Below are 12,936 nucleotides of genomic sequence, written 5' to 3'. Positions count from 1 at the left end.
AGGGGGTGGGGCACGCGGATGCATGGCATCGCCACCAGGACCCGGGATAATGCGCGAAGGCGACGCGTCGCCGCCCCATGCCACGGAGTCCTCATGCACCGTCGCCTGTTCCCCGCCGGCATCGCCCTCCTGTCGTTGCTCGCACTGGCCGGGTGTCGCACGCTGCCCGCCGACGATGCCGACCGGGCGTCCGCAGGGCCCCCTGCCGCGGAGGATTGGCCCGCACGCGCCCTGGCATCGGCCCAGCAGGCCCGGCGGCAAGCGGGTGCGCGCGCCGCGCCGCATTGGCTGCGCTGCGCGCAATACGCCTACCGTGCGGCCGCGTCGGGCCAGGTACCGCTCGATGACATCACCGCGCTGTCCAATCACTGCACCGATGCGTGGCTGGCGCAGATGCTCCAGACCACGCCTGCCTGGCGCGCGGGTCCGCTGACCCTCTCGCGCGGCACGGTGCAGGTGGAGTTCCGCGACCTGTCGCCGTATTTCAATCCACCGCTCACGCTGGTTCGTGCCGCCGACGTGTCCGCGCAGCTCTACGGCGGCACGCGGCACGTCACCGATGGCTGGGGCATTCCGTTGGCCGCCATCACCCCGCGCTGCACGCACCAGCCCCTGTGCGAGCTGCAACCGCCGGAAGGCGTGTTCCGGCCCGCCACCGCCTGGATCGAGTGGGATGGCGAGCCGGCGTCGCCTCCGCGCCTGGTAGTCGGCAATCCGCTGCGCAGCGCGCACGTCATGGTGGGAACGCGGACATTGGCGCTCGCCGCGGATACGTCCGCGTTTTACGCCCATGGCGCCGGCAGCTCGTCGCTGAAGCGGCTGGGGATCTGGGGATTGCTGGGTGGCGATGAAGTCGGCCGGCGCGCCGGGCTCTACCTGCTCGAGGACTACGATCCCGACAAGCGCCCCATCGTGATGCTGCATGGCCTGGGCAGCAGTCCGTTGGCCTGGGCCAGACTGTCCAACGACATCTGGGCCGATCCCGCGTTGCGCCGGCATTTCCAGGTCTGGCACGTGGTGTACCAGACCAACGCACCGCTGCTGGTCACGCGCCGGCGCGTGCAGGCCTATCTGGATGCCGCCTGGGCCACGCTGGATCCGGAACAGGACGATCCCGCGCGCGAGGGCATGGTGCTGATCGGCCACAGCATGGGAGGCGTGCTGTCGCGGCTGCTGTGCGTGGAAAGCGGCGACGTGCTCTGGTCGGCGGCATTCGCCGTGCCGCCCGGGCAACTGCCCGGGAACGCCGCGGATGTGGCGATCATCGATACGACGTTCCGCTTCGCGCCGTATCCGGGCGTCTCGCGCGCCATCTTCCTGGCCGCACCCCATCTTGGCAGTCCCAGTGCTGATCGCTGGTATGGGCGACTGATGCGCTCGCTGGTGGGGCGGCGCACGCCGGAGATCCAATCCCTGCAGCGCGTGGCGCGCGAGCATCCGCAGGCCGTCCGGGAGGAGGTGCGCGAAACCTACCAGCAGGCGCGGCTGAACAGCATCGCCACGCTGCAGACCGCACAACCGGTCCGTCGTGCGGGCGAACACCTGATGCCCGCCGCGCACATTCCCTACCACACCATCGCCGGCAGGTTGCCGGGGCGCGTGCCGGAAGGCGACGGCGTGGTGCCGCTCGCCAGCGCCATCATCCCGGGCGCCGCCTCGACAAGGGTGGTGGCATCAGGACATGACCTGTACCAATCCGAGGCCGCGATCGCGGAAGTGCTGCGCATCCTGCGCGAGGACCTCGCGGCGCAGGACTAGCAGGTTCATCCGGGACCGCGACGGAATTCGTAACGGTTGCGCAGCAGCCACGCGCCTTCCGTCGTCCTCTCCTGCTTCTGCAGCGTCCACGCACCCGCCGATGCTTCCATCCGGTGGCGCGATGGGCCGCCGTCTTCCCCGGGCGGCGGCGGGCATTTGAAAGACACCGTCCAGCGACCGCCGGCTTGTTCGAACTCTTCAATCGCACAGGTGACGCTTTCCGGTGTCACCGAACCACTGCGCCACGCCAGCGTGCCGCCTTCCAGGTCGAAGCGCATCTGCTGATAACCGTGGACGATCTTGCCGGGACCATCCTCGTACACGAAATGCAGCACCAGAGAATCGGCGGCTTCCGCTGCCACGAACAGTCGCGTGGGCAGCTCCACCATCGCGTGCGGCGGCTGGTAGTCGCGATACGACAACCGTCCTTCCCATGTCCCCTCGATTGCCGAAAGCATCTCACCCGGTGCGGGATCGTGGGCCGCCAATGCAGCGGGACCTATCAGCCAACATGCCGCCAGCAACAGCACTCTCTTCTTCATGACAGGCATTCCTGGGCGGGGATGCGCCCACGCGCAGCGCTACGCGTGAAGCGCATGTGAAAGTGTTCGTCCCTTTCCATACGAAGACCATGCCGCACCGGATGCAACCGCGCGCCGATTGTCGCCGCGGTGCATCCGACGCGTGTTTACGCGCGTATGCGTGGGTCGGCGCCCCCGCGCCGCATCACCACCAATCCCTGGAGGACATCATGAAGAAACTGTCGATCGTCGCCGCCCTCTCGCTTGCACTCGCCAGCCCTGCTGCGCTCGCGGCAGGACCACAGCCGGGAAAACTTTCGCTGTCCGTGTTCGGCGGCATCGATGCACCCGCCAGCGGCGACGTGCATGACGGTGCGATCGCGCCGGTACCGGACCTGGGTCCGTTGAATCCCGCCCTGGCCGGCGTCAGTGCCGAACTGCGCATCCAGTCGCGCGGGCACGACGAGATCTATGACCTCGCCACCGGCTACGGCCTGGAATTCGCCTATGGACTGAGTGACCGCTCCGAGGTGTTCGGACAGCTGCGCTATACCGAGACCGACGATGGTACGGTCCAGGTCGGCGGCGCCTTCGTTCCCGCGCTCAACACCGAGTTGCCGGTGTACGGCACTTTCAGCAAGTACAAGGCGTTGACCGTTGAAGTCGGTTACCGGCATTACTTCATGCAACCCGGCGCGACGCGCCCCTTCATCGCCGGCCGCCTGGGTGCCACCCAGACCGATGACATCCGCGCCACATTCGAGATTCCCGATGCGGCGATCGCCATCGAGAACGTCCCCTTCACCGAGAAGAAGTGGGCTGCCAGTGCCGGCGTCGATGTCGGCGTGCTGATCCCGGTCGGCGAGCGCTTCAGCATCACCGCGCAGGCCGGCGTCCGTTACGTGGCGGACCTGGAAGGCGACGACAGTGCGATCGGTGGCCTGGGCCTGGGCTCCATCAATGACACGGGCAGCCGGGTCTCGGTCCCGGTGTCGGTGGCCGCGCGCTTCGATTTCTGACACTACGCAGCCGGCCCGCCTCCGTGCGCAGGGGCGGGCCGGTACATCTCGCTCCCCGGCCGTGCGTCAGGGCCTGGGGGCGGGACAGTACGCGCGCAGGTAGTCCATGTGGGCCGGCATCTGCCGCACCGTGCCGAGCACGTTGGCACGGATGTCGTCGAGGAAGCGCTTCAGGTCGTCCCGTGCCATGACGTCCGCGGTCGGATGATGCTGCCGCGGCACGATGCCCTGCCCCATCATCACCTGGATCCAGGAGTTCTCGCCGAACAGTTCGCCGGGTACGTGGAACACCGTCCCCGTTTCGCGGAACAGCTCGATGCGATGACGCAGCGTTGCGGGAATCTCCATCGCCGCGATGTCGCGCCAGTACGGCGTGTCGCGACGGTCGCTGACGCAGTAGTGCATCACGACGAAATCGCGCACGTGCTGGAGCTCCTCATCCAGCCGGGCGTTGTATTCGTCGATCGCCGGCTGGGTGATCACGCGCGGGAAGGTCTGCAGCAGGCGCACGATGCCGCGCTGGATCAGGTGGATGGTGGTCGATTCCAGCGGCTCGATGAAGCTGCCAGCCAGGCCCAGGGCCACCACGTTCTTCGCCCAGCACTGCTGGCGCTGGCCGGGCTTGAAGCGGATCGGCCACGGCTGCTTGATGACCTCGCCTTCCACGCTGGACAGGAACTGCTCGCGCGCTTCGTCATCGCTCATGTAGCGGCTGGAATAGACGATGCCATTGCCCACGCGGTGCTGCAGCGGGATGCGCCATTGCCAGCCCGCCGTGCCGGCGATCGCTCGCGTGTAGGGCACCGCGTCGCGCACCGCCGTCGTCTGCGTGGCCAGCGCGCTGTCGTTGAAGAGCCACTGCGACCAATCCGTGTAGCCCACGCCCAGTGCCTGCCCGATCAGCAGCGCGCGGAAGCCGGTGCAGTCGATGAAGAGATCGCCTTCGATCACCTCGCCGCGCTCCAGCCGGATCGACGCGACGCCACCGTGCTCGTCCTTGGCCACATCCACGATCTTGCCTTCGATGCGCCTGCAGCCATGGCGTTGGCTGAAATCGCGCAGGAAGCGTGCATACAGCGCCGCATCCATGTGGTACGCGTAGTTGACGTGGTAGCGCGGCAGATGGGAGAAACGATCCTGCAGCGCGGCCTGCAGTTCGATGCAGTAGTCGCTGTACTCGCTTGCCAGCCCCTCCTGCCGCCCGCGCAGCCAGAAATGCTGGAAGCCCGCGGACCAGTGGTCCTTGCCGCTGATGCCGAAAGAGTGGATGTAGCGGTGGTCGACGTCCTTCCAGTTCTCGAAGGAGATGCCCAGCTTCACCGTGCCCTGCACGGCCGCCATGAAATCCTGCTCCTTGATGTCCAGCAGCCGGTGGAAGACCACCAAGGTGGGGATGGTGGCTTCGCCCACGCCGACGGTGCCGATTTCCTCGGACTCCACCAGGGTGATGTCCAGGGTCTTGCCCAATGTCTTCGACAGGGCAGCCGCCGCCATCCAGCCCGCCGTCCCGCCGCCGGCGATGACGACGCGCTTGACGGGGCGGGGACTGACGGCGGTGTCGTGGTTCTGCATGCGGGACGTACTCAGCGGTTGAGGCGCTGCAGCAGCAGCGCGCGAAGGTGGCGGGCGCGGGCCTCGTCGATGGGCGAGAGCACGCGGCGCGCGGATGCGGGGATGTGGCCTGCGTCCTCGGCCTCGTCGTAGTCGAAGACGTAGTGTGCGAAGACGTCCTTCCAGATGGCGCGTTCGGCGGGCGGCAGGTCGCGCACACTCATGATGGCGAGCATCAGCGCGTTCATCGGCGTGTCCATCCACGATGGCGACTGCCGCCACCAGTAGTTGACCAGCACGTTGAACGCATCCAGGCCCTCCATGTGGTGCCACCACATGCTCGGGATGAACACGGCATCGCCGGGCGCCAGCAACGCACCCCTTGCGTGTCGCAGGGCTTCGGCGAAGCGCGGGAAACGCACGTGGTCCGGCGCCGCGAAATCCACCAGGCTCACCGCCTGCCCGGCGGGCGTGTGGTCGAGCGGGCCGACATAGAGGTTCTTCAACTGTTCCGGCGGGAACAGGGTCACCCGCCGATGTCCCGCCACCACGCAGGCCAGGTTGTCCGGCACGTCCTGGTGGGCCGCGATGCGGCTGCGGTTGCCGATCCAGATGCTGGCGAGCGGGTCGCGCCCGCCAAGATCGACCTTGTTCTCGTCGCGGAAACCGGGCAGGAACGTATCCAGCGTGGTCGAAGCCACGTAGATGGACGGCGGCGCCGTGGCCTCCAGGTACTTGCGCAGCGTGTCCAGCGCGACGGCCAGCGGTACCTGTTCGCGGCGGAAATTGAAGCCGCTCAGGTCCTCGTTGTAGAACACGCGGCCCGCGGCCTCGGGTGGCGCGATCGTCGCCACCACCGGCATGCCGCCATGGTCGAAACGCTTCAGATAATCGATGGCCGCGCTTGCCGACGCGCGGGCGGCCTGCACCATCGGCCATTGCGCCACCAGTCCACGCAGCACCCTGGGGCGGGAGGAACGCAGCAGCTCCTCCGGCAACGATCCCGGATCGATGCCGGTGACCTCCTCGATGGGTTCAATGGCCGGCAGCACGGCGGCGGTTCATCCGCTCGATCAGGTCGCGGAAACGCGACACAGAGGCCAGCACCATGTAGATCGGCAACAGGTGCCCATCGCGCGCGAGGCATTCCAGCGCCGCGCCGTCCAGTGCCTGCAGCCGTGCCTCGTCGATGGTATGGAAACCGACCAGCCGGTTGTGCGACCCGTCGTCCAGCTGGACATCCAGCACGAACGACTCCAGCAACTGGTGCCGCAGCAGCGCTTCGATGAAGGACGGCGTGGCGACGACACCGTCATGCAGGCCCGACAGCACCGACTTGATGCGCTCGAGGAACTCGGTGGTTCCGCCGTACTCGCGGAACAACACCTCGCCCTGGCCGCTGCGCACGCGCGGATGGTCCAGGTCGATGTGGATCAGGCGTTCCTCGCCGGCGATGCCGATCAGGAACGGTTGCCGCTGCACCGACAGCGGAATGTAGGTCGCATCCCAGCGGTCGCCCTGCAGGAAAAGATTGGCACCTTCGTGCAGGCCGAACAGGGCCAGCGGCTGGAAGCCCCCGCCTGCATCGCGACGGAACACGATGGGATAGTGCGCCTGCACGTTGCGGAACTCGTCCGGGAACGTCAGCGCCTGCATCACCTCATCGCCGAGGGCCGCCCCGTGGCCAGCGTCCACCCGCAGGTGCATGTGCTCGACGTTGCTCAACAGGACGTGGTTGCTCATTCGCTATCGACGCATTCCGGACGGGGGGCGACAGGCAAGCGCATCGTGCCTGATCGCGGTTTGCAAGGAAAGAAGGGCCGCTGGTATTCCCAGCGGCCCTTCCGCCGCCCCGGAGAGCAGTGGGCGGTTTACGGCGTTGCAGGCCTCAGAAGCGGTAGCGCAGGCCGAACATGTAGCGTGGACCCGTCTGCGTGGCGAACCGCACCATGTTCTCGTGGCGGGCGTGCGTGCGCATCGTCTCGTCGGTCAGGTTGATGCCTTCCAGGCTGAGGGTGAGCTGCGGCGTGACCTGGTAGCTGACGTTCATGTCGAGCTGGCCGTACTCCTCGACGTAGTTCGGGTTGTTGCCCTGCCCGCCCACGCCGTTGAAGAACTCGTCGCGCCAGTTGTATGCCGCACGGATCTGCCACGGCCCCTTGTCGTAGAACGCCACCAGGTTGGCCGAGTCGCTCAGGCCCACCAGCGGGTACTGGTCGCCCAGATCGGTGTTGTCGAACGTCAGGCCCGAATCGACCTTGGTGTAGTTCGCCGCCAGGCCGAAGCCGCTGTCCCAGAACAGGTGCTGGATGTTGATTTCCCAACCATCGAGCGTATCCGAGCGCTGGTTGGCCGGCACGGTGATGTTGAAGCCCGCGACCGGATCGCCCGGCTGGCCCGTGATGGTGCCTGCCGCCACGTCAACGCCAGGATCACCGGCATGGTTGGCGAAGATGTAGGTCCGGATGCAGTCGCCGTCGGTCGGCAGGCAGCCGGCCGCAAGCGCGTTGTTCCAGTAGGTACCGCCCACCGGCGTACGCAGCGAGAACGGCTCTTCACGCACGATGGTGTCGCTGATGAAGTTCTCGATGTCCTTGCGGAAGTAGCCCACCGAGAAGTAGCTGCCCTCGCTGTAGTACCACTCGAACGACAGGTCGAAGTTGTCCGACAGCAGCGGCTCCAGCGCCGGGTCGCCACGGCTGCCGTCGCCGCCGGTGATGCGCACGACGTTGGCCAGCTGCTGGCCGCCTCGGATCGCACCCCAGCCGGGGCGGCCGATGGTCTGGCTGTAGCTGCCGCGCAGCACCATGCTGTCGCTGAGATCCAGCTTCAGGTCCAGGTTCGGCAGGAAGTAGTCGTAGTCGCCCTCGCGCCGGCCGAAAGTCTGCTCAGCGGCGTAGTTGACGTACAGCTCGTTCGCCGCCACCCAGGAGATGGTCTCGCCCACGCGCTCGAGCGCGGTGGAGACGACTTCCGTCTTCTCGTAACGGACGCCCAGCGCCACGTGCAGCGGCATGGACCAGTCGAACATCGTCGTCCACTGCACGTACGCGCTCTTCGACTTCTCGGTCGTGCGCATGTCGTCGGTGAACTCGGTGGGCATCTGGTAGCAGCTTGCACAGCCGGATTCGGCGATCGCCGCCTGGCGCAGGCGTTCAAAGTCGAACACCAGGAAGGCATCGGTCCAGTTGGGGTTGTTGTGGTTGCCGAACGCCTCGAAGTAGCGCGACATGTGGTCGGTGTACCAGATGCTGTCGTCGTAGTCGGCCGGCGTACCCACGCCGCCCCACGTGTCGCGCTGCATCACCGCCGATGCCGAGCGGTTCTGCACGTCGATGGCCGACACGCCGAAATCCAGCCCGGAGTACTCGCCGAACTCGAAGCGGCCATTGGCCTGCAGCTGCTCGACCTCGGATTTGTTGTAGCTGTTCTGGAACACCGAACCGGTGACCAGTGCCTGGGATGCAAGCACCTCGGTCTGGCCCGGCGGCAGCACGACGTTGACGATCGGGATCTCGCCGCTGTAGTCCACCGTGGTGGTGCCGCGCACGTAGGCGGCCACGCCGAGCACGCCGGCCGACCCGAGCGGACTGTCCGGCTTCGATTCGGAGCTGGAGTTGTGGTAGTCGAATTCCAGGTTGAAGTTGTCGGTGACTTCCCACTCGACGTTGAAGCCAAGCGAATCGCCCTGGGTCTTGGTCGCCAGCTGCATGCCGCCCATCGACAGGTCGGCGCCCGTCATGTCTTCCGAATAGATGATCGGGGCGGCGACGGGACCATCGGTCCACGAGCTGTCGCCCGGTCCGTAGTTGAACCACACCGACAACTCGCTGCGCTGCTGCTGCACCTTGTTCTCGACGTAGCTGTAATCCAGCGTGGTGGTCACGTTGTCGGTCGGTGCCCACTGCAGGGTCACCTGGCCGTTGGTGCGCTGGCGCTGCACGCCGTTGACGCTGTAGCCGGTGTTCTGCGGACGCGCATAGACGTCATCCGGACCGGGACGGTTATCGATGCGGTCGTAGTAGGTCTCGCCCGGCAGCGGCAGGCGCTGCCAGCTGTTCGAGTTGTCGCCGTAGAACGTCAGCCAGCCATCGGCCACCGACGCCTGGTTGAAGCCGGAGTCGCGTTCCTGGTAGCTGCCGCTCAGCGCGATGCCGAATCGGCCGTCGGCATAGGTCTGGCTGAAGATGCCCGACATCTCACCGGTGAAATCGCTGCCCTGCAAGGTCTTCGGCAGGTTGTCGTTGGAGCTGTCGTTGACCGCCTTCAGGCCGAACGTCGCGACCGGATCGGCCTCCAGCGGACGCGCCGTCCTGACGTCGATGGTGGCACCGATGCCGCCCGTGGGGTTGTCGGCACGACCGGTCTTGAAGACGCGGATCTCCGAAATCGCTTCACTGGCCACGTTGGCGAAGTCGAACGAGCGCGAGGTGGACGAACCCGCGCCACCGCTGCCGAGGTTGGATGCCGGCATCTGGCGGCCGTTGAACAGCACCAGGTTGTAGTCCGGACCCATGCCGCGCACGGTGACCTTGGAGCCCTCGCCGCTGGACGTGCGGTCGATCGACACACCACTGATGCGCTGCAGCGATTCGGCCAGGTTGGTGTCCGGGAACTTGCCGATGTCCTCGGCGACGATGCCGTCGACCACGCCCTGCGAATCCCGCTTGAGATTCATCGACGCATCAAGGCTCGCCCGGATGCCGGTCACGACGATCGTGTCCAGCTCGGTGGCATCGGCCTGCGGAGCGGCGGTCTGCGTGCTGGTGGTGGTTTCCTGTGCTGACTGCTGGGCCCATGCGGGACCGGCCATGGCGAACAGCAACGCGGATGTCAGCACCCGCTTCCTGGGAACGGACTGCAGTTTCTTCATGGATTTTCCCCTCTCCGGAAATTCACGAAATCAAGTTTTTGAAGTTGTGGAACGCGTTCGAGGCCTCTCCTCGCACATTGGGCGGCATTGGACGCCCGATTGACAGCGTTGTCAACTTTTCAGCCAGAAAGTCGTGATCGGAGAAAAATCCCTTGTTTTCAGCTGCGGAGCTCATGTTGCATCGCAGCTGAAACCGTTTTCTCGCTTTTTCGCACCCGAAAATTTCTCGCACGGATTTTTTCCCGTGACGCTCGGGCGGAGCCGCGCAACGTCACGCGACGGGGCCGGCCGGCACGTCGTCCATTGTTCACTTCATGCGAAGCGGACGCGCGGGAAACGCGCCGTCGCCGTCGACGTCACGCAGGGTCGGGTGCGCGCGTGGATTCGCGGAACAGCACCTGGTGCTCGACATGCACCATCGCCCCGCCACCCTGCGTGCGGATGCGGGCCAGCAGCTCAAGCGTCGCAAGCTTGCCCATCTCCGAGGTCGGCTGGCGCACCGTGGTCAGTGCCGGATAGATATGCCGGGCGATGGGCGTGTCGTCGAATCCGCAGACGGAAACATCGTCGGGCACCACCAGGCCGCGCTGGCACGCGGCGCGGATGACGCCCGCCGCCATGTCGTCGTTGGCTGCGAAGATCGCCGTGGGTGGCCGCGGAAGATCCAGCAGCGCGTTGGCGGCTTCGATGCCGGATTCGAACGAGAACGCACCCTGCACGACGAGGTCCGGGTCGAAGGCGATGCCCGCCTTGCGAAGTGCGTCCTTGTAGCCCTTGTGGCGCCAATGGCACGCGCCGTGGGACGGTGGCCCCTTGATATGGCCGATGCGGCGATGCCCCTGGCCGATCAGGCCCTGCATCAGCTCCAGCACGGCGGCGGTCTCATCCATCATCACGCCGATGCGGCCTTCGCCATGCTTGGGCGCGATGCAGGAGAAAGGCACGTCCTGCGCTTCGAGGAACCCGATCACGGCCGGATCGTCCGTCAGCGGCGGGATCAGCACCACGCCATCGGGTGCGAAGTGTTCGAACACCACCTTCAGGTCGTCCGCCTTGCGCTGCTTCGGCGTGCCGACCGGTGCCAGCACCAGGTTGTAATGGCTGTCGCGGCAGGCATCCAGCATGCCGCTCTGGATTTCCATCAGGTAGTTGCGCGACGGATTGTTGTAGACCAGCGCGATGACATAGGAGCGCTGGCCGGCCAGGCTTCGTGCGGACAGGTTGGGCCGGTACTGCAGCTTCTCGACGGCCTTCATGACCCGCTGGCGCATTTCATCGCGCACGTTCGGCTCGTTGTTGAGCACGCGCGAGACCGTCTTCATCGATACACCCGCTGCTGCAGCCACATCCTCGATACGACTACGCATAGTGCAGTTCCTGCTCCAGATTCGACACGGCCCGCGGGTGCGGCAGATTCTGACAGCGCCGCCAGTGCTTGTGTACCGCCCGTTCCCATCCCGACGCCATCGCGCCGGCGGACAGGCACGTCGATGGCTTTGCCCTTGCCGCCCTGCCTCCGACTGCGCAACCGGCATGCTGCATGGCAACACGTTTCCGCCACGCGACGCACTTCCGCGCTGCTTCGCGGCGCTGACGCCCGCCGGAACACCGTGCGTTTGACAGCTTCGGCATGTCGAATGTATGACAGCGCTGTCAGAATCGCACGTTATCTGTCCGCACAAAAGGGCGGGGTGAAATTTTCCGCGCCGCTCATTCGAACAACGCGAGGTCCATCCATGAACCACCGCTCCTTCTTCGCCGTCGCCACGCTGGGCGCCCTGCTCGCAAGCCTGCCCTGTTCCGCAAAGGATGCCGGCACCAAGGAAAGCGTCATGAATACCTCGGATACCGTCACCATCTTCACCACCGCGCAGGGCACCGACCAGCGGCTGGGACACAGCGGCGAGGTGACGTTGAAGCCCGGCCACCCGCTCACGGAGGCGGAGACGTCGGTGTTCGTCAATCCGGGCAAGCGCTTCCAGCCGATGCTGGGGATCGGCGGCGCCATCACCGATTCCAGCGCGGAAGTATTCGCCGCGCTGTCGCCCGCCACGCAGGCGGAGTTCCTGAAGGCCTATTACGACCCGCGCGAAGGCATCGGCTACACGCTGCTGCGCACCACCATCCACAGCTCCGACTTCAGCTCATCCAGCTATACCTACATCGACGAAGGCGACAAGGCCTTGTCGACGTTCTCGATCGACCACGACCGCAAGGCGCGCATCCCCATGATCAAGCGCGCCATCGAAGCCGCCGGGGGCAAGCTGACCACCTATGCGAGCCCCTGGAGCGCGCCCGCCTTCATGAAGACCAACGGGCACATGCTGCGCGGTGGCGCGTTGCTGCCGGAATACAACGATGCCTGGGCGCGCTACTTCACCAGGTTCATCCAGGCGTACGAGGCGGAAGGCATCCCGATCTGGGGCATCACCCTGCAGAACGAACCCATGGCCAAGCAGACGTGGGAGTCCATGCTGTTCACCGCCGAGGAGGAACGCGATTTCCTGAAGAACCACCTCGGCCCGACGATGCACCGCGCCGGCTACGCGGACAAGAAGATCATCGTGTGGGACCACAACCGCGACATGATGGTGCACCGGGCGCGCGTCATCTTCGACGACCCTGAGGCCTCGAAGTACGCATGGGGCATGGGTTTCCACTGGTACGAAACCTGGGCCGGCTTCGACCCGATGTTCGGCAACGTGGCCGCGGTTGCGCAGGCCTATCCCGACAAGCACCTGCTGCTGACCGAGGCCACGGTGGAGAAGTTCGACCCTGCCCGCTACCAGCACTGGCCGAACGCCGAGCGCTACGGCACCGCCATCATCAACGACCTCAACAATGGCGCGGAGGGCTGGACCGACTGGAACATCCTGCTGGACCAGCACGGCGGCCCCAACCACGTGGGCAACTTCTGCTTCTCGCCCATCCACGGCGACACCACCACCGGCGAACTGATCTACACGCCCAGCTATTACTACATCGGCCACTTTTCCAAGTTCATCCGTCCGGAAGCACGGCGCGTCAGCGCGGTCAGCAGCCGCAGCACCCTGCTCACCACCGCCTTCCTCAACCGCGACAACCGGCTCGCCACGGTGGTCATGAACCGTACCGACCAGCCCATCACGTACAACTTCTACGTGGGCGACCGGTCGGCGCAGGTGACCATCCCGGCGCATGCCATCCAGACGCTGCAGCACTGAGGCGCCCGGCA

At 66.0% G+C, this 12,936-nt stretch carries 9 protein-coding genes; 3 read left to right on the top strand and 6 right to left on the bottom strand.

The window, feature by feature from the left end:
- Window positions 1-93: 93 nt before the first annotated feature.
- Window positions 94-1,758, top strand: coding sequence for an esterase/lipase family protein (locus OVA13_RS15910; RefSeq protein ID WP_267791430.1), 1,665 nt, complete (start codon window positions 94-96; stop codon window positions 1,756-1,758).
- 5 nt (window positions 1,759-1,763) lie between these two features.
- Here OVA13_RS15910 and OVA13_RS15905 read toward each other — a convergent pair whose 3' ends face one another.
- Window positions 1,764-2,309 carry a hypothetical protein gene (locus OVA13_RS15905; protein ID WP_267791429.1) on the bottom strand — a complete coding sequence of 182 codons (546 nt, stop codon included), beginning with the start codon at window positions 2,307-2,309 and terminating at the stop codon, window positions 1,764-1,766.
- 200 nt (window positions 2,310-2,509) lie between these two features.
- Between OVA13_RS15905 and OVA13_RS15900 the strand changes: the two genes are divergently transcribed.
- Window positions 2,510-3,298: a hypothetical protein gene (locus tag OVA13_RS15900; RefSeq protein ID WP_267791428.1), complete on the top strand. Its 789-nt coding sequence runs from the start codon at window positions 2,510-2,512 to the stop codon at window positions 3,296-3,298.
- Between the two features lie 66 nt (window positions 3,299-3,364).
- On the opposite strand, the gene OVA13_RS15895 is transcribed toward OVA13_RS15900, so the two are convergent.
- The 5 genes from OVA13_RS15895 to OVA13_RS15875 form a co-directional block, all read right to left on the bottom strand.
- On the bottom strand, window positions 3,365-4,870 hold the full coding sequence (locus OVA13_RS15895; protein WP_267791427.1) for a tryptophan halogenase family protein: 1,506 nt from the start codon (window positions 4,868-4,870) through the stop codon (window positions 3,365-3,367).
- Window positions 4,871-4,881: 11 nt separating this feature from the next.
- Window positions 4,882-5,898 (bottom strand): cupin-like domain-containing protein, encoded by a 1,017-nt coding sequence (locus tag OVA13_RS15890; protein WP_267793552.1) that lies wholly within the window; start codon window positions 5,896-5,898, stop codon window positions 4,882-4,884.
- Complete coding sequence (locus tag OVA13_RS15885; RefSeq protein ID WP_267791426.1) at window positions 5,885-6,592, bottom strand: SapC family protein; 708 nt, start codon at window positions 6,590-6,592, stop codon at window positions 5,885-5,887. Before OVA13_RS15885 ends, OVA13_RS15890 begins: the two co-directional genes overlap by 14 nt.
- A 145-nt stretch (window positions 6,593-6,737) precedes the next feature.
- Window positions 6,738-9,722 (bottom strand): TonB-dependent receptor, encoded by a 2,985-nt coding sequence (locus OVA13_RS15880; RefSeq protein WP_267791425.1) that lies wholly within the window; start codon window positions 9,720-9,722, stop codon window positions 6,738-6,740.
- 356 nt (window positions 9,723-10,078) lie between these two features.
- Window positions 10,079-11,089, bottom strand: a complete 1,011-nt coding sequence (locus tag OVA13_RS15875) for a LacI family DNA-binding transcriptional regulator (RefSeq protein WP_267791424.1) — start codon at window positions 11,087-11,089, stop codon at window positions 10,079-10,081.
- A gap of 465 nt (window positions 11,090-11,554) precedes the next feature.
- On the opposite strand from OVA13_RS15875, the gene OVA13_RS15870 reads away from it, so the two are divergent.
- On the top strand, window positions 11,555-12,925 hold the full coding sequence (locus OVA13_RS15870; RefSeq protein WP_267793551.1) for a glycoside hydrolase family 30 protein: 1,371 nt from the start codon (window positions 11,555-11,557) through the stop codon (window positions 12,923-12,925).
- The last annotated feature ends 11 nt before the right edge of the window (window positions 12,926-12,936 follow it).

Origin of the sequence: Pseudoxanthomonas sp. SL93 (assembly GCF_026625825.1) — a bacterium.
Taxonomy (GTDB): domain Bacteria; phylum Pseudomonadota; class Gammaproteobacteria; order Xanthomonadales; family Xanthomonadaceae; genus Pseudoxanthomonas_A.
This window is presented reverse-complemented; position numbering and strand designations above follow the sequence as displayed.